The 16,713-nt window shown below is 45.2% G+C and carries 16 protein-coding genes; 4 read left to right on the top strand and 12 right to left on the bottom strand.

What is annotated here, in order from left to right; genetic code table 11:
* Window positions 1-10: 10 nt before the first annotated feature.
* From FG11_RS00150 to FG11_RS00125, 6 genes are all read right to left on the bottom strand, one after another.
* Entirely contained in the window at window positions 11-298 is a 288-nt protein-coding gene (locus tag FG11_RS00150; protein ID WP_047532496.1) for an STAS domain-containing protein, read from the bottom strand.
* A gap of 31 nt (window positions 299-329) precedes the next feature.
* A complete protein-coding gene (locus FG11_RS00145) occupies window positions 330-938 on the bottom strand; it encodes an MlaC/ttg2D family ABC transporter substrate-binding protein (RefSeq protein ID WP_047532494.1) in 609 nt (202 codons plus the stop codon).
* A gap of 36 nt (window positions 939-974) precedes the next feature.
* Complete coding sequence (mlaD, locus tag FG11_RS00140) at window positions 975-1,544, bottom strand: outer membrane lipid asymmetry maintenance protein MlaD (protein WP_047532492.1); 570 nt, start codon at window positions 1,542-1,544, stop codon at window positions 975-977.
* Window positions 1,545-1,560: 16 nt separating this feature from the next.
* Window positions 1,561-2,367 (bottom strand): lipid asymmetry maintenance ABC transporter permease subunit MlaE, encoded by an 807-nt coding sequence (gene mlaE / locus FG11_RS00135; RefSeq protein ID WP_020183608.1) that lies wholly within the window; start codon window positions 2,365-2,367, stop codon window positions 1,561-1,563.
* On the bottom strand, window positions 2,364-3,167 hold the full coding sequence (locus FG11_RS00130; protein WP_026361883.1) for an ABC transporter ATP-binding protein: 804 nt from the start codon (window positions 3,165-3,167) through the stop codon (window positions 2,364-2,366). The genes mlaE and FG11_RS00130 overlap by 4 nt, the downstream gene beginning before the upstream one ends.
* 123 nt (window positions 3,168-3,290) lie before the next feature.
* Window positions 3,291-3,932 (bottom strand): prepilin-type N-terminal cleavage/methylation domain-containing protein, encoded by a 642-nt coding sequence (locus FG11_RS00125; protein WP_020183606.1) that lies wholly within the window; start codon window positions 3,930-3,932, stop codon window positions 3,291-3,293.
* Between the two features lie 232 nt (window positions 3,933-4,164).
* On the opposite strand from FG11_RS00125, the gene FG11_RS00120 reads away from it, so the two are divergent.
* On the top strand, window positions 4,165-5,895 hold the full coding sequence (locus FG11_RS00120; RefSeq protein ID WP_152604026.1) for a sensor histidine kinase: 1,731 nt from the start codon (window positions 4,165-4,167) through the stop codon (window positions 5,893-5,895).
* 21 nt (window positions 5,896-5,916) lie between these two features.
* On the opposite strand, the gene ccsB is transcribed toward FG11_RS00120, so the two are convergent.
* The 3 genes from ccsB to FG11_RS00105 form a co-directional block, all read right to left on the bottom strand.
* Window positions 5,917-7,062, bottom strand: a complete 1,146-nt coding sequence (gene ccsB / locus FG11_RS00115; RefSeq protein WP_025223637.1) for a c-type cytochrome biogenesis protein CcsB — start codon at window positions 7,060-7,062, stop codon at window positions 5,917-5,919.
* A gap of 20 nt (window positions 7,063-7,082) precedes the next feature.
* Window positions 7,083-8,990, bottom strand: a complete 1,908-nt coding sequence (locus tag FG11_RS00110) for a cytochrome c biogenesis protein ResB (protein WP_047532489.1) — start codon at window positions 8,988-8,990, stop codon at window positions 7,083-7,085.
* 160 nt (window positions 8,991-9,150) lie between these two features.
* A complete protein-coding gene (locus FG11_RS00105) occupies window positions 9,151-9,807 on the bottom strand; it encodes a c-type cytochrome (protein WP_047532488.1) in 657 nt (218 codons plus the stop codon).
* A 112-nt stretch (window positions 9,808-9,919) separates the two neighbouring features.
* Between FG11_RS00105 and yihA the strand changes: the two genes are divergently transcribed.
* Window positions 9,920-10,561, top strand: coding sequence for a ribosome biogenesis GTP-binding protein YihA/YsxC (yihA, locus tag FG11_RS00100; protein ID WP_047532486.1), 642 nt, complete (start codon window positions 9,920-9,922; stop codon window positions 10,559-10,561).
* On the opposite strand, the gene trmB is transcribed toward yihA, so the two are convergent.
* Both trmB and FG11_RS00090 read right to left on the bottom strand, forming a co-directional pair.
* Entirely contained in the window at window positions 10,520-11,242 is a 723-nt protein-coding gene (gene trmB, locus FG11_RS00095; RefSeq protein ID WP_052185058.1) for a tRNA (guanosine(46)-N7)-methyltransferase TrmB, read from the bottom strand. The genes yihA and trmB overlap by 42 nt on opposite strands.
* A 13-nt stretch (window positions 11,243-11,255) precedes the next feature.
* Window positions 11,256-12,425, bottom strand: a complete 1,170-nt coding sequence (locus tag FG11_RS00090) for a class I SAM-dependent methyltransferase (protein ID WP_047532482.1) — start codon at window positions 12,423-12,425, stop codon at window positions 11,256-11,258.
* 39 nt (window positions 12,426-12,464) lie between these two features.
* Here FG11_RS00090 and FG11_RS00085 point away from each other — a divergent pair, with 39 nt between their 5' ends.
* Window positions 12,465-13,235, top strand: a complete 771-nt coding sequence (locus FG11_RS00085) for a pteridine reductase (protein WP_020183598.1) — start codon at window positions 12,465-12,467, stop codon at window positions 13,233-13,235.
* Window positions 13,236-13,251: 16 nt separating this feature from the next.
* On the opposite strand, the gene FG11_RS00080 is transcribed toward FG11_RS00085, so the two are convergent.
* On the bottom strand, window positions 13,252-15,576 hold the full coding sequence (locus FG11_RS00080) for a putative bifunctional diguanylate cyclase/phosphodiesterase (RefSeq protein ID WP_047532480.1): 2,325 nt from the start codon (window positions 15,574-15,576) through the stop codon (window positions 13,252-13,254).
* Between the two features lie 198 nt (window positions 15,577-15,774).
* On the opposite strand from FG11_RS00080, the gene ttcA reads away from it, so the two are divergent.
* Complete coding sequence (ttcA, locus tag FG11_RS00075) at window positions 15,775-16,686, top strand: tRNA 2-thiocytidine(32) synthetase TtcA (RefSeq protein WP_020183596.1); 912 nt, start codon at window positions 15,775-15,777, stop codon at window positions 16,684-16,686.
* Window positions 16,687-16,713 lie beyond the last annotated feature (27 nt).

Genomic DNA, 16,713 nt, shown 5'->3' with positions numbered 1-16,713 from the left:
TCAGTTACAATTAATTTGGCAATACAAAATCATCTACACCATACAGTTGCATTAAGCTCACCAAATTTGCCGGCACATTAGTTAATGACAATTCCATATTTTCCGCACTAGCGCGACGCTTCAACTCTAAAACCAAGCTAATTGCAGATGTATCGGCATCGGTTACTGCAGTAAAATCCAGCTGCGTAGGATTACTCAACGTGAGCGCTTTGCTGGCGTCCAACACTTGATTGATGTTTTCGATAATTAAATCGCCAGACAATTGCCAGCGATTTGCTTCCTGTGTAATGCCTACCAAAACAGATACCTCTATCCCATTAAGCAGATAATTAGTTGGCTTTTGCCGTTGCAGTGCCGTTTTTTTCCGCCAGCTTTTTAATTAAGCTGTCTAAGCCGTTTTGACGGATTTCTTGTGCAAACTGGCTACGATAGTTAGTGACCAAGCTCACGCCCTCAATCACAATGTCAAACACTTTCCAGTCGTCTGCTTTCTTTTCCAGCGCATAATCTACAGCAATCGGCTGACCGCCTTGCTGCACGATGGATGTCTTCACTGTTGCAGAAGTTGAACCCTCAGGTAAACGCAAAGGCTTGTACTCAATCACCTGATTTTTGTATTTAGAAAGCGCTGTTGCATAAGTACGTAACAATAAGGTTTTAAACTCATTTTGAAACGCAGCTTGCTGCTCTGGCGTCGCTTTGGTCCAGTTTTTACCCAATACCAAACGTGATACTTTTTCAAAGTTGAAGTTAGGCAGAATTTTCTCTTCAGCCAATTTGAAAATCTTGTCTTGGTTACCTGCTTGAATGTCTTTGTCGGACTTTACTACCGCAAGTACATCATCTGCAGTTCTTTTGACCAACTCATCAGGGCCTTCGCCCGCAATTGCTAAGCTACTGGCCAGTAACAGGCCAAATGCTGCTATTAATTGTTTCATGCTGTTTAATTCCTTTTCATTGATTCTGTAAATTTATTATTTTTCGGCTTTATCTGCAGAAGACTTGCCAATCTTATCCAATGGACTTGCACCTAACGTATCTTCTTCCGATTTGGTTGATTCGGAAGACGTCTTAGATTTGTCGTCTGTCGATTCAGAAGCTTTGTTATACAAGAACTGGCTAATCATTTTTTCCAACACAACGGCATCTTGCGTTTGTGTAATCTTGTCGCCATCGGCTAATTGTACGTCATCTCCACCTGCCTCAAGACCCACATATTGTTCGCCCAACAAGCCTGCAGTGTAAATATTTGCAAAGGTATCTTTAGGAAAAGCATATCGTTTGTCGATGTTCAGACTCACGACTGCCTCATAAGTTGCAGAATCAAAAGTAATCCCCGCTACGCGCCCCACCACCACGCCCGCACTTTTCACCGGAGCTCTTGGCTTTAAGCCGCCAATATTTTCAAAGTTGGCAGTTACCGTATAGGTTTCACCAATATTAGCAGTGGTTAGGTTGCCCACTTTCATGGCCAAACCAAGCAACGCGGCAACACCTAACGCTACAAACACACCCACCCATAAATCAATTGTTGTTCTATCCATTGCTGCTCCTGCTTGCTTATACGTTGATCATAAATGAGGTTAATATAAAATCCAGCCCCAATATTGCGAGTGAAGATGTCACTACTGTTCTTGTTGTGGCGTGACTCACACCTTCCGCAGTGGGGGGTGCATCATATCCTTCAAATAAGGCGATCATGGTGCAGGCTACGCCAAACACCATGCTTTTAATTACCCCATTCAAAATATCATGTTGCCAATCCACATTGGCCTGCATTTGCGACCAAAATGCACCCGCATCTACGCCAATGACAGGCACAGCCACTAGATAGCCGCCCAAAACACCGACCATAGAAAACAAAGTGGCTAAGATTGGCATAGCGATTACGCCAGCCCAGAAACGCGGCGCAATCACACGCGCAATCGGGTTCACTGCCATCATCTCCATGGCTGAAAGCTGCTCTGTGGCTTTCATTAACCCAATTTCAGCAGTAATTGCAGTACCGGCACGGCCAGCAAACAATAAAGCCGTCACTACTGGGCCTAATTCGCGCACCAGCGCCAATGCTACCAACACACCAATTGCCTCGGATGAGCCGTATCTTTGTAAAGTATGATATCCCTGTAAACCAAGCACCATACCAACAAAAAAAGCCGAAACAAGAATAATAATGAGCGACATCACCCCAGTGAAATAAATTTCACGAATAGTCAGGTGAAAACGTCTAAAGCTTTCACCAGATGATGTTAGCGTCAGCCAAAACAAACGCATACCAGCGCCTAAACGCCAAATACCATCTACAAATCTGTGGCCTATGTTTCTGAACACCCGGATTAAACCGATCAACAATCCTGATTTAATCATGCTTTGTGTTCCAATAGAGAGCGTGCGTAATCATCTGCTGCGTAGTGAAATGGCACCGGACCATCTTTCTCGCCATACACAAATTGATGTACAAACGGCAAGTTAGAGTTTCTGAGTTCATCCGGCGTACCCTCTGCCGCTACCACGCCATTGGCCACAAAATAAATATAGTCAGCAAAACGGAAGGTTTCTTCAACATCGTGCGTGACAATGATAGAGGTTGCTCCAAGCGCATCGTTCAGTGTACGAATCAAATGACAAATCACCCCCATTGAAATAGGGTCTAAGCCGGCAAATGGCTCATCATACATAATAATACTGGGATCTAATGCAATCGCCCGTGCTAATGCCACGCGTCTAGCCATTCCCCCTGACAATTCAGTAGGCATCAGTTGATGCGCGCCACGCAAACCTACGGCATTCAGTTTCATCAACACCAAATCGCGAATCATGCTTTCCGGTAAATCGGTATGTTCACGCATGGGAAAAGCAACGTTTTCAAACACAGACAGATCTGTGAATAAAGCACCTTGTTGAAACAGCATGCCCATTTTACGGCGTATACGATAAATTCCGGTGCGATCCTGCTGATGTACTACATCACCATCTACACGCACCTGCCCCTTAGTAGGTCTGATTTGCCCGCCAATGAGGCGCAATAACGTAGTTTTACCACTGCCACTACCGCCCATAATGGCAGTGACCTTACCACGCGGGAACACCATATTGATGCCTTGATGCAACATGCGTCCTTTGTAACCAAAGGAAAGATTATCTATTTCGACGATATTGGGAGTCATTTGTGCGTTAATTTGAATTTGACTTATTCTAAATCAAAATGACTGACACGCAAAAATATAAATAGGTTCGGAAAACAAAAAACCCGCTTACGCGGGTTTTGTTAAATTTAAAAGCTATGCTTTTCAGAAAGCCATGCAAACATTAAAAACACTTGAATCAGTAGCATTTGCCGATGTAACCCAAGTTGTTGCACTACCTGCAGCATAAATCCTCATTGATCCAGTTGATGTTTCACTATCATCCAAAGTAGTATCTAACTGCTTAGCGAATTTCCCCAATATAGCGCCGGAGCAAACTACATAAGATCCGCTCAATCCGCTTGGTATATTCGCCGCGGAAGCCAAACCTTGAACCCCCAACTTACCGCCATCGGCATTAGTTGGGTAATACCCACCAGCCCCCACCACTGTTGAACCTGGAGCCAATCCGGCCAGCCTTACATGCTGCCAAAAAATTACAGACTCATCAGTGATTGTCGTCGAGTCCCAATTTCCACCTATTTGTCCGTTTCCAGAACCTGTACCAGCTTGATCGGCTGCTGTACCTAAATGCGCCTTAGCGGCTGCATCATCCCCAGGTAACGCTCTATATTTATCTTGATAGCCATAAATATATACTTGGACATTTTGAAAATCGCGTGCCATGTTTTTAACTTTAGCACTATTAATTAGCTCCTGCCCCCTCAGCACTCCGCCTAGTAGCAAACCTATAATCACTAGCACTATCGCCAGTTCGATTAAGGTAAACCCTGTTTGTTTTTTCATTGTGGTATCCTAATTGTTTGTTTTTTTAGTTATGTCACTTAAAAGCATTATTATTGTTAGTTCGTAACTTGCAAGTTTTATGCCAATCAAAAAACCAAATAAAGCATAAAATTAGGACTTAAATCGCAGATTTCATGACAGGCTTTGTTGAAATTTCGTCAATAGTGTTGACTTGATGACACCGAACTTTAACTGTTGACCGTAAGTTACTTTAATTTATAACACTTTCACTATGATGAATTTTCTAAATAAACGCAATATTAGTCAACAGCTACTCAAAAACTCTCACCGTGTCATGGCGTTGATGTTGCTATCACTGCATGCATTCCTCATCTTTTTTGACCAAGATGAAGTGTATCGGCAAATGTTTTACTTTTTATCGTTTGGCATCTTTCTCATTTGGCAGCCTATTTGGCGCGGCAGCCAAAAACTTTCCATCATTGCTTCTATTGCACTGGTTGGAGTGGGGCTATTAGGATTTTTATACTTTAATTGGTGGCTTACCGCCATTTGGTTAGCCATATTATTTGGCTTATTGGGCGGCCGGATTTTCTCGGGTGATTCTAAAAAGAATCGACTGATTCATATTTTGGCTGCGAGTTATTTGCTCGCCATGCTCTTACTTTGGGTGGTGCCAAAACTACTGAATGCATCTAACGACTTATTAGCTGCTGAGTTTGTCATTTTCTACTTTATGCCATTATTGCCTGTGGCCATTCTGTTTATAAAAAATAGCGCCGGACCAACTGACAACACGCCGGTAGTCGACTTTTTCTACACGCTTGTGCTATTTATGCTGGCGATTATTATTGTGTTAGGCAGCTATGCGATTGGTACGTTGCAAAACGTCAATTACATACAAGTGATGTTTTATACGATATCCGGCCTGTCTGTGATTTTATTTGGCTTAAGCTATTTATGGCGCCCCAGCACCAAATTTTCTGGCGTAGAATTGCTGATGTCGCGCTACTTATTAAGTATCGGCATGCCCTTTGAGCAATGGGTTAAAAATATTGCCACCCTTGCCGAACATGAATCCACACCCAACGGCTTTACCCAGGCCGCCATGAACGAGATGATGAAACTGGAATGGGTTTCCGGCATTTCTTGGCTGGCTGATGAAACACAAGGCAAGCTTGGCCATCACACCAATTACTCTACTGACTTTAACTTTAAAGACTTTTACATGACCCTGCATACGCGTTGGCAAATGTCACCCGCGCTGTATGTGCACGTGAAGCTACTCACCCAAATTATGGGCGAATTCTACGAAGCCAAACGCCGTGAAGAGACCTTGCGCCAAAACACTTATATGCAGGCCTTTTATGAGACAGGCTCACGCCTGACGCATGATATTAAAAATATTCTGCAATCGGTGGGCACCTTGGTGACAGCTGCTGAGCAAACGCATGAGTCCGACACCGACGCTTTACTCAAGCTGATTAAAAAGCAGCTACCGGTGCTCAATCAGCGTATTGCCTCAACGCTAGACAAGCTCAAAGCGCCAAGTGAAGAGAAAAAGCGGCAAGAGAAAATATCTGCATGGTGGAAAAATCTACGGTTGCGCTATACACAGCCGCAAGTGGAGTTTGTGGCGTCACATTTACCCAAGCACGATATCAATGCAGAGGTGCTGGACAGTGTGCTGGATAACTTGCTGGGGAATGCCATTGAGAAAACCAAATATGAGCCCAATACGCTCATCAAAGTAGAAGTAACTGAACTCTCATCTAACCAGTATTGCATTGAAGTGACGGATACCGGTAAAGCCATGCCGCAACAAACCGCTGCTGAATTATTTAAAAAGCACATTCAATCACAAAATGGCTTAGGGGTTGGTTTGTACCATGCAGCGCAGGACGCGAGGCAGGCGGGTTACACGCTTAGTTTAAGCAGCAATCTGAATGGTGCGGTTAAGTTTACGGTAGCATTATCAACAGATAACACTACCGCGAATCATTAAACCCTAGTTTTAATCGCAACCCTAGAGTTCGCCGTACGAATGCAAACCACTTAGGAACATATTGACGCCTAAGAACGCAAAGGTAGTCACGATGAGGCCGACTAATGCCCACCATGCCAATACCGGACCGCGAAGGCCTTTGACCATACGCAAATGCAACCAAGCCGCGTAGTTTAACCACACAATGAGCGCCCAGGTTTCTTTAGGATCCCAAGACCAATAACCACCCCACGCTTCAGCTGCCCACATGGCGCCCAAAATAGTGGCGATGGTGAAAAAAGCAAAGCCCACTGCAATGGCTTTGTACATCACATCATCCAGCACATCTAAGCTTGGCAAACGCGTTGCTAAGATACCGCGTTTTGCCAATAAATAGGCAGCAGCGACCATAGCGGCCAATGAGAACGACCCATAGCCAATAAAGTTAGCCGGCACATGGATTTTCATCCAATAACTTTGCAATGCAGGAACCAACGGCTGAATGGCATCTGCACCACGGTCAAACCTGTACCATAAAATAAACCCTACACCAGCATTGATAATCAGCAACACAAAACCACCTAACTGCTTGGTATTGAATTTAGATTCGTAATGCAAATACAATAATGCGGTAATCAAGCAGAATAAAATAAAGACTTCATACAAGTTGCTGATAGGAATATGGCCTACATCAGGCGCAATCAGATAAGACTCGTACCAGCGCACCATTAGCCCAACAAAACCAAACAGCACCGCAGCCCAAGTGAGTGCAGATGCCACGCGCCCTATAAACTCACTACGCTTGAACAATGCAAACCAGTAAGTCAACATGGCCAAAATAAACAACACATTCATCCACATGACTGCGGACTGACTTGAAATTAAGTACTTAAGAAAGAAACTTTCACCAGCGCGGGCTTGGCTACCATGATACAAATTAATGGCAAACAGACTTAACACAGCGATGCCTATCACCAGTTTAGCCAGGCCTTTCCAGCGCCAGCCTAAATAGCTAAACGTGGCCGCTGCACCAAACAAGAAGCCAAGTTCATAGGCATCCATATATTGCGAGTAGCGACTATAGGCAAAAACAGCACCGGCCATCAACACCAACGCATACAGCCAATCCTGTACGCGCAAGGTCTGCCAAATGGCTTTTTGTTTAAAATCATAAGTCTGTGTATTCATGATATTTCCTTTTGTCTATATTAAGACAATAACTGACCTAACTGCTGTTGGGTACGATCAAATTCCTGATCGAAGTCTAAGTTTTTACGATTCGAAGACATGGCGAATAATACCTCTTGTGTATTGGCTTTGATCAGCAACCACACACGACGTTCACGTATATAAAACATCGAAAAAATACCTAACACCAGCAGCGCAGAGCCCAAATACACCCATTTTTGACCGGGAGATTTGGTCAGCTGCAAACCACTGGCTTCTTTATGCTTAAAATCATCCAACTGAAAATAATACGGCGTACCGTAATAAAACAAATCATTCATTGCATTCAATGCGTCTTGCAAAAAAGCCAAGGTCTGTGGATTCAATGCCATAGCTGGCTTACCTTGTGCAGCAAGGTTAAGGTTATACGCTTCTAACGCACTTGCATTCAACAATTTAAAATAAGTATCTGCAGCCTTTTGACGCTCAGCTTCTGGCACGGCCTTTTCAATCACTTGGGATAGCTGGGTAAAGCCGCCACTGGCAAACGTGCTAAGCAAACGTTGCACACTTTGCTCAAATTGCTGTTGCAACTTAGGGTCGGCAGTGGGCGATTGCTTACTTAAATGTCTGGCAATCTCCAACTGTTTGGCTGGGTCACGCATGGCTTGACGCAACTGCATAAACCCATCAATGCTGAAATCTTCGTCGGCCGGAATGCGCAAATAACGGAAATCTTCTTGTACTGTTTCACGCATACCGGATACAAAATAGGTTTTACCATCCAACTTTAGCGGCTGCATATAGGTGACATATTCACGTGCCTGCCCGCTTTGATCACGCAATTTATAAGTAGTATTGGGGCCTACGTTGCGCGGCTTGCCTTTACCATCTGGCGATAAGTTCATGATATTAAATTTGCGGAACTCATTAAACTCCACAGCTAGCGCTTGGTCGCCCGTGCCTAAGGTGCCTTTTTTAGCTACCACACCATCAATGTGCCCGCTCAGCAGCTTATTAGCTGCAAGATCCCACACTTTAAACTTGAGCTCAGATCCACCATCTTGAAAATCCGACTGATAGATGGCAATGCCTTTATAGATAAGCGGATGATTGACGCTAATGGTTTTTTCCAATGGCGCTGCGAGTTCAGGGTCAGTAATGACAATATCACTCTCAAATGACTTAGGCTGCCCAGTGGCATAGTGTTCAATACGAAAATCTTTTAATGCCACCCGAAACGGCAACTCTTGCACCAAATATCCATCGCGTACACGCACAAATGCTACATCATCACTCACGCCTTCCGGCAACGTCATATTTGCGCGAAAGGATGGGTTACTTATACTCAAGCGACTGACTGCCGGCACTTGGCTTTCTGGGATATCCAGCACTTCGATCTTTTTATGGCCTAACATCTCCTGGATTTTGAACGGCAGGTTGCCATCCAAAATCCCGCCAAAACAAATAATCACGATGGCGGCATGGGTAAAAATATAGCCCAAACGTTGGTGTGTTCCGGCTTTTGCTGCGATCAACACATCCCCGTTGTCTTGCGGTTTAAGCTTATAGGTAAAGCCTTGCCCGCCCAGATAATCCGTCAGCTTGGTTTGCACCTGCTCAGCAGACGCTTGCACGGCATAACTGGCTTGATGACTAAATGCACGTAATGACTTTTCTGCCGCATGTTCTTTGTATGTTTTCCATTCCTTGAGCATCAGCGGTGTATTGCGATAAATGCATAGACTGGTGGAAATCACCAAAAACAATAGAATCAGCAAAAACCATGCTGCGTGATAGACATCGTATAAACCTAGTTTTTCAAAGGCTTCAAACCAAAACTGGCCAAATTTGATGATGTAATTTTCATACGGCTCATTTTGCTTAAGCACGGTGCCGATGATAGAAGCAATGCCCAGCACGCTGAGCATACTCACGGCGAATCGCATAGAACTTAGCAACTCATACAGCTTGGAAGGAATAGTATTGGGCGGTTTCAAGATAGAAATTTAACGAATGAAGTTTGGATTGGACTACAAGACAGAATAAATGTTTATAAAAGTATTTATAAAAATAAAGGTGGCGTAGCCACCTTATATTTTGCGCCGATTAACGCAAGCCTTGTATGTAATCGGCAACTGCCTGCATTTCTGCATCTGTCATTTTTGCAGCAATGACCATCATCATCGGTGCATTGGCACGTTCACCGGTACGGAAAGTTTTCAACTGCTGATAGGTGTAATCGGCATGCTGACTGGCTAGACGTGGAAACTGTTTTGGCAAACCTGCACCATTGGCACCATGGCACGCCGCACAGGCCGGCACATTGGTTTTGGCAATACCACCACGGTAAATCTTCTCACCCAAGGAACCCTTACCATTCGATTTTGCTTTCGCTAATGTAATGGTCTGCTGTGAGAAATATTGCGCCAAACTTTGCATATCTTCTGGCGATAAATTGGCGACCATGCCAGACATGACCGCGTTAGCACGGCTACCTTCTTTAAAGTTATTTAACTGCTTAAATAAGTATTCCTGATGCTGACCCGCTAATTTTGGATTCAGCGTAATCACGCTATTACCGTCTGGCGCATGACATGCCGCACATACGCTTTGCACAATTTGATCTGCTGTTTTTTTCTCTACCGCAACTGGAACCGCTTCTGCTTTAGTTTCTGGCTTGACTGCTGCTTTTTCTGCCGCAACCGCCATTACTGCCACTAACATCCCACTGATTACCCAACCTAACTTGAATAAATTTTTCATTACTAACTTTCTCGATTATTCTGAATAGCATAACTGTTTTAATTAATTGAATATTTTATCAAAAATCCCTTGTTCGTGATAGCATTCGGCCTTAAAACAATGCTTATCTATCATGCCTATTTTTCAAAACGCTGCTTTTTTTATTTCCGCACATCACTTACGCGACTTACCTCCCGCAAGTGGTATAGAGGTGGCATTTGCTGGCCGGTCTAATGCAGGAAAATCGAGCGCATTAAACACACTGGCCAACCACAACCGTTTGGCGTTTGTGAGTAAGCAACCTGGCCGCACACAACTGATCAATTTTTTCACGCTAGGCAACGATAAACATTTGGTAGATTTACCCGGCTATGGTTATGCCAAAGTACCAGAAGCCATGCGCAACCACTGGCAAAGCGTATTATCGCGCTATTTAAGCGAGCGTAGCAGCCTAGCTGGATTAGTACTAGTCATGGATAGCCGCCATCCACTCACGCCACTAGACCGTCAAATGTTGGATTGGTTTTCCCCAAGCGGAAGACCCGTGCATGTACTATTAACAAAATCAGACAAATTATCCCGCAGCGAAGCAACGCTTACCTTGAACAAGGTGCGTAAAGAGCTCAAAGAAGGCTGGGGGGACAATATCACCGTGCAATTATTCTCCAGCCTGAAAAAACAGGGCGTGGAAGAAGCTGAAAAAGTATTGGGGCACTGGTTTTTTTCAGACAATTCAGATACGTCTGAAAATCAAATCCCAAACCCCATGGCCTAATTGAATGCCGCGATTTTCAAATTTGGTCAAAGGCCGATAACTAGGTTTTTCTGCGTAACTTTCCGCCGTGTTTTTCAACATCGGCTCTGCGTTTAGCACCTCTAACACCCACTCCGCGTACTCTTGCCAGTCTGTTGCCACATGAATGTAAGCACCCACTTTCAGCTTACTGCACAGCAGCTTAACAAACTCAGCCTGAATTAAGCGGCGTTTGTGATGGCGCTTTTTATGCCATGGATCTGGAAAAAAGATATGCACCCCATCCAAGCTTTGCTCAGGCAGCATATTTTGTAGCACTTCAACTGCATCGTGCTGCACGATACGAATATTAGCAATGGCCTGCTCTTGAATCAGTTTAAGCAAACTCCCCACGCCAGGTGTATGCACCTCTACGGCCAAAAAATCACGCTCCGGCAGGGTTTGTGCAATTTTGGCCGAGCTCTCACCCATGCCAAAACCAATCTCTAGAATTTTAGGGGAGTGCTCACGTTGAAACGTTTGTGCTAAATCCAGCGGCTGCGGCGTGTAATCAATGCCAAGGACTGGCCAGCCTGTTTCCAGCGCACGCTCCTGACCTTTGGTCAGCCGCCCTTGGCGCAGCACAAAGCTACGGATGCGGCGATGCGATGCCTGTTCTTCAGTGGATTCAGGGGTGTTGGGGGTATTAGGTGTTTGCGTCATGGCGCACATTATACTAGAGCATGTGCCTTTTATCGCCTTGTGTGGCACCTATTAACGGCATCTGCATACCCTTACCTAGCAGCATCACTTTAAATAACTCTCCCATTTCTGCAGGCGAGAGCAGCTTTTGCACTGCTGATACCATCGGCGCATAAGTGGCCATATCACTGGGAGAAACTTCGGCAAGTAAGTCCAATATGCCGCAGTTAATTAAAAAACTGGCTTGATTGACATAACCCATGACAGCCAACTGCCGCGAGACAGCCGCTTCGGCTATCGCTGTAAAATCAACGTGCGCGGTAATGTCTTGCAACCCCAAATAAATCAGTGGGTCGCTATGCGCATAATGCTGGTAGTGGCACATCAATGTGCCTGTACTGCGTTGTGGGTGATAGTACTCACGTGCACCAAAACCGTAGTCTACCCAGCAAATGACACCATGTTCCAATCGATCAGCGAGGCTGAGCATCAAACCCGTTGCGGCTGGCGCAACTTCAGTCATGTAATTGTCAGGAAAATCCAGCTTGGTCACCGTTTCAAATAGCGCGCCCATTGTTAATGGTTGATCTTGCCAAACCAAGTGACCTTGCTGACCTAAATCATCTTGCCAACTGACGCCGCGCTCTATTAAGACGCCAGCTTGCTTGCCCACCAAATGCACGGGAATCGCATCTAGCACTTCATTCCCTATTACCATACCGCGTATTTGATTAGGCAAAGCATCTAACCACACCACGCGATTGAACAGCGTTTCTGGCAACCAGAGTTGCAAGTTTTTACGCTGCAACTCACGCAAGTAGTCACTTACTTCAAGAATACAATACCGCTGAGGCAGTACCTGTAGCGCATGTAAGGCCAGCAGCAAATCGGCTGCTAATTTACCAGTGCCAGCACCTAACTCCAGTACATCGCCCTGTGTAGCTGTCAGTACTTGTGCAACTTGCTTAGCAAGTGCACGCGCAAATAAAGGAGAAATTTCCGGTGCAGTCACAAAATCTCCACCAATGCCGAACTTCTTAGCGCCGCCGCTGTAATATCCTAGGTTAGGTGTATACAACGCCATGTGCATGAAGGTAGCAAAATCTATCCAATCATTCTGTGCGTGGATCGTATTGCGAATGCGTGATTGCAGTTGTGCGCTTTGCGTTTGCGCCTGCGCGGGCGGAATAGGTAGAGAAGCCATTCCCTATTATAATGTGAGTGATTAAGAAGTGAGTAAACCGTGCATTCTAATTTAGAAAACCAAGTGGATTTAACAAGCAAAGTGGTGTTGATTACCGGTGGCGCCAAACGCGTTGGCGCAGCCATTTGCCGCGAGCTGCATGCTCAAGGTGCGCTGTTAATGATTCACTACAATCAAAGCCAGGCCGAGGCACGTGCACTACAAGCAGAGTTTAATCTACAGCGCCCTAACAGTGCCGCAATTATTCAGGGCGATTTACTCAACGCCGCAATTGTTTCCAGCCTAGTCAGTGAGACTATCCGTCATTTTGGCCGGCTGGATGTATTGATTAACAATGCCTCCAGTTACTATGCCACGGAAATCGGTCAGATTAATGAGGAAAACTGGTTGGATTTAATTGGTAGCAATCTCAAAGCACCGATGTTTCTTGCACAAGCAGCAGCGCCGGAGTTACGCAAACAGGGTGGCACCATTGTGAACATTACCGACATGCACATTGAGCGCCCGAAAAAAGGCTATGTGGTATACAGCGTAGCCAAGGCAGGGTTGGTGACCTTAACCAAATCATTAGCCTTGGAGTTGAGCCCAGAGGTGCGCGTCAATGCAGTCGCACCTGGCCCAGTACAATGGCCCGAAAATAATCCGCAGTTTGATGAAGTGTATCGGCAGCGCGTGATCTCTCAGACTTTATTAAAACGTATTGGCAACCCTAGCGACATTGCCAAAGCCGTTAAATTTTTAATTTATGATGCGCCTTTTGTCACCGGCCACGTATTGGCTGTGGATGGCGGACGAAGTTTAAACTTGTAAACATCCCTGCATCCGCTTAAACCTCTGCAGCCTGAATGACTTGTACAACTTCCACTACCCTTGCAGCGGCCACTGCTTGCGAAAATAGAAACCCCTGCACACCATAGCAACCCAATGCTTTGAGTTGCTGATAGACCCAAACGTCATCCACCCCTTCGGCAATGACCTCTATATTGAGATTTTTTGCTAACTCTAGGGTAGATCGCACTATTGCCGCACTGGCCTGATCATGGCGCATCTCCCGCACAAACTGCTGGTCAATTTTAAGACAATGCAATGGAAGCTGCTGCAAATACAGCAGGGAGCTATAGCCGGTGCCGTAGTCGTCAATACTGATTTTAATCCCCAATGCCATTAAACCTGACAACACATGTTTGACACGTGCCGGATCAGAAAGCGCACTCGATTCGGTAATTTCAATTTCCAGATAATTTGCCGGCATGTGATTTTGTTCAAGCGCTGTTTTAATTTCATGGACCAAATCAAAATTAATCAGATCTCTCGCTGTCACGTTCAGTGCAATGCTGATACACAACCCTTGCGCTTGCCAAGCCGGCCATTGCTTGGTGGTGTCATTGAGCACCAATGTAAACAGATGATGAATGAGGTCTGTCGCCTCGATTTGCTGCATAAACACACATGGCATGACCAATCCCCGCTCAGGATGATGCCAGCGAATCAGCGCTTCTACCCCCATCACGGTTTGGCTATCAACCTGAATTTTAGGCTGGTAGAACACCTCTAGCTGATGCGCAGCAATCGCATGACGAAACTCGGTTAACACCCAGCTTTTATCTTCAACAATATCTTTACGTTTATCGTAAATCTCCACTTGGGACTGATTCTCTTTTGCCCACACCAAGGCGCGCTCGCTTTCTTTGAGCATAGTGGCAAAGTTTGCTTGCTTGAGTGCATAGTGAATCGACACACCAATGCTACATGTCACCTTCACCGTCACGCCATCAATGTTAATCGGGTCATCCAACAAGCGATGAATCTGCCACGCCTGCGCCTCAATCGCACATCTATTGTCTACATTCAGCATCAGCAGTGTAAATTCATCACCATCCACCCTGGCAAAGTGGTGCTCGCGCTTCACACTCTCAGCGTACAGATGCCTTGCAATGTGCTTGAGAATCGCATCTCCTATACCAAATCCAAAAATATTATTAATCGATTTAAAGCCATCAATATCAATCAACAGCAATCCGTTTTCACCATAATGGCGCTTACCTGCCTGATAAAGACTAGCACCAACCACATGTTCCATATGGTTACGATTCGGGATGCCAGTGAGGTAGTCCGTTCTATTTTGTTGTTCTAATTGCCGTTTCACATGGATGATGTTTTGCATGGAGGTGCTCAGCTGATACCAGCCAACCACAATGACTAAAAAGAAACCACCCAATATGCCAATAGTGGCCGGATGTAGCGCTTTAAAATAAATAATGAGCAATGTGACCGGGAGCAATAACACCAAAGGCAATAACAGGCTTAGCACATTGCTGACATGGCTGCTTTCCTCGCTCCGCTTGGGCACCGCCAATTGCTTCATTTCCGGGTGCAGCGCTACTGCACCGTACATGACATAAGCAAATAACCACAGCATTAAATTCAAATCATTGGGCACAGCTAGGCTATGGCTGGTTCCGTGAAATAAAGACTCCCCAGCGGCAAAAAAAAATGTCGCCATGACCAGTAAAATAAATGCTTTTGATTGATTGGCATGGCTACTGATCCACACCCAAAGCAACATGCCAATTTCCACATAAGACAGGGTGGGGTACACCATTCTAAAAATCTGCGGGCGATCAATCGAAAATCCGTAGCGGACAATGGTAGGTAAAAATAGAAACTGCCAACCGATCAGAATCAAACTGGTGGCCAAAATCCAGCCTTGGAAGCATCCGTACTTTGGAAATTCTCGATGCCGTTTGCTGGCAAATTGCCAAAGCGCAACAACCATGCACAGGTGACCTAGCAAGAGAAAGCCATCCGCAATTGAAATGTGTGTACCAAATGCACCGCTCGCGTCGCTATTCGCTTGAATCAACGCACCAAGACATTGTGATGCGATAGCAACTACATAATAGATCCACGGGCTACGCACTTTTGGCTGATAATGGTTTACGCCCCAGCCAGCGCAAAGTAAGCTATAGAAAACAATCGTAAAATACAAGGTATCGCGCATACCAAACTGAGCCGAGAACGGTATCAATAAAGTAGCCAATGCGCCTAGTGTTAAGTACGCCTTCCAACTCACCATAATATTTTTATTCTTAAAGTCGCCACACAAACCCATGGCGTGCGTTGAGTGAATATTGCCAACCCCTACCATCATTACTACGCAATTTAACTGCCCATTAAACGCTTGCTTATTCAGAATCAAAAGTAAATGATTGTTAATTTTTAAATATTTGAGGCAATTCAAGCACTTGTTAAGCTTTAAACACCCACAACAGCGTAAAATATAGCCCTCAAAAGCTCTATTAACGCCTCCGCACGTTATAATGAGTAACTACAGTAATAATTAGCGCACATGATTAAACACTTACCAGACAACCACTCCAATAACTTTATTAAGTTACGCAACAGCCTCATCAGCGCCACCGGCAAGGCCATTGGCGATTACAACATGATTGAGGAAGGCGACACCGTGCTGGTCTGTATGAGCGGTGGCAAAGACAGTCACGCCATGTTGATGATTCTGCTAGCACTGCAAGAGCGCGCACCGATCAACTTCAAGCTGATTGCCATGAATTTGGATCAGAAACAACCTGGGTTTCCAGCAGATATTCTGCCTGCGTATTTTGAAAAACTAGGCGTTGAGTACCGCATCGTGGAAGCGGACACTTACTCTATCGTCAAAGAAAAGATTCCCGAGGGCAAAACCACCTGCAGCCTTTGCTCGCGCTTACGTCGCGGCATTATCTATACCACTGCGCAGCAGCTGGGTGCAACCAAAATTGCGCTAGGCCATCACCGTGATGACATTGTAGAAACGCTGTTCTTAAATATGTTTTTTGGTGCAAAAATGAAAGCCATGCCGCCTAAACTTGCGACTAACCGCGGCCAGTTTATGGTGATTCGCCCGCTCGCTTATTGCGCTGAAAAAGACATTGCGAGCTATGCACGCCAAATGGAGTTCCCAATTATTCCTTGTGATTTATGTGGCAGCCAAGAAAATCTACAGCGCCAAAAAGTCAAAGACATGCTTAACCTTTGGGAGCGTGAGCAACCTGGGCGCATCAACAATATTTTCCGTGCGATTGGTAATGTAGAGCCATCGCACCTCACCGATTTTGATTTGTATGATTTTAAAAACCTGAGTCAAGCCAAGCCAGAGGACGAAGACCCGCTATTTGGTGATATTGCCAACGAAGGCGCTGCGCTGAACATTGCGACTGATGACGGCAAACGCATTGAATTTGCTAGAAAGATACAATCTTAATTAATTTTTTTATCGCTTCATTGGTTT

Origin of the sequence: Methylotenera sp. N17 (assembly GCF_000799155.1) — a bacterium.
In the GTDB taxonomy this organism is placed as follows: domain Bacteria; phylum Pseudomonadota; class Gammaproteobacteria; order Burkholderiales; family Methylophilaceae; genus Methylophilus.
Note: the sequence above shows the minus strand (reverse complement) of the source record. Positions and strands in the feature narration are given on the sequence as shown.

Bases quoted from the DNA above. Each gene is read 5' to 3' on its own strand.
- FG11_RS00145 (WP_047532494.1), bottom strand. From the start codon at position 938: ATGAAACAATTAATAGCAGCATTTGGCCTGTTACTGGCCAGTAGCTTA.
- mlaD (WP_047532492.1), bottom strand. From the start codon at position 1,544: ATGGATAGAACAACAATTGATTTATGGGTGGGTGTGTTTGTAGCGTTA.
- mlaE (WP_020183608.1), bottom strand. From the start codon at position 2,367: ATGATTAAATCAGGATTGTTGATCGGTTTAATCCGGGTGTTCAGAAAC.
- FG11_RS00130 (WP_026361883.1), bottom strand. From the start codon at position 3,167: ATGACTCCCAATATCGTCGAAATAGATAATCTTTCCTTTGGTTACAAA.
- FG11_RS00125 (WP_020183606.1), bottom strand. From the start codon at position 3,932: ATGAAAAAACAAACAGGGTTTACCTTAATCGAACTGGCGATAGTGCTA.
- FG11_RS00120 (WP_152604026.1), top strand. From the start codon at position 4,165: ATGATGAATTTTCTAAATAAACGCAATATTAGTCAACAGCTACTCAAA.
- ccsB (WP_025223637.1), bottom strand. From the start codon at position 7,062: ATGAATACACAGACTTATGATTTTAAACAAAAAGCCATTTGGCAGACC.
- FG11_RS00110 (WP_047532489.1), bottom strand. From the start codon at position 8,990: ATGCGATTCGCCGTGAGTATGCTCAGCGTGCTGGGCATTGCTTCTATC.
- FG11_RS00105 (WP_047532488.1), bottom strand. From the start codon at position 9,807: ATGAAAAATTTATTCAAGTTAGGTTGGGTAATCAGTGGGATGTTAGTG.
- yihA (WP_047532486.1), top strand. From the start codon at position 9,920: ATGCCTATTTTTCAAAACGCTGCTTTTTTTATTTCCGCACATCACTTA.
- trmB (WP_052185058.1), bottom strand. From the start codon at position 11,242: ATGACGCAAACACCTAATACCCCCAACACCCCTGAATCCACTGAAGAA.
- FG11_RS00090 (WP_047532482.1), bottom strand. From the start codon at position 12,425: ATGGCTTCTCTACCTATTCCGCCCGCGCAGGCGCAAACGCAAAGCGCA.
- FG11_RS00080 (WP_047532480.1), bottom strand. From the start codon at position 15,576: ATGATGGTAGGGGTTGGCAATATTCACTCAACGCACGCCATGGGTTTG.
- ttcA (WP_020183596.1), top strand. From the start codon at position 15,775: ATGATTAAACACTTACCAGACAACCACTCCAATAACTTTATTAAGTTA.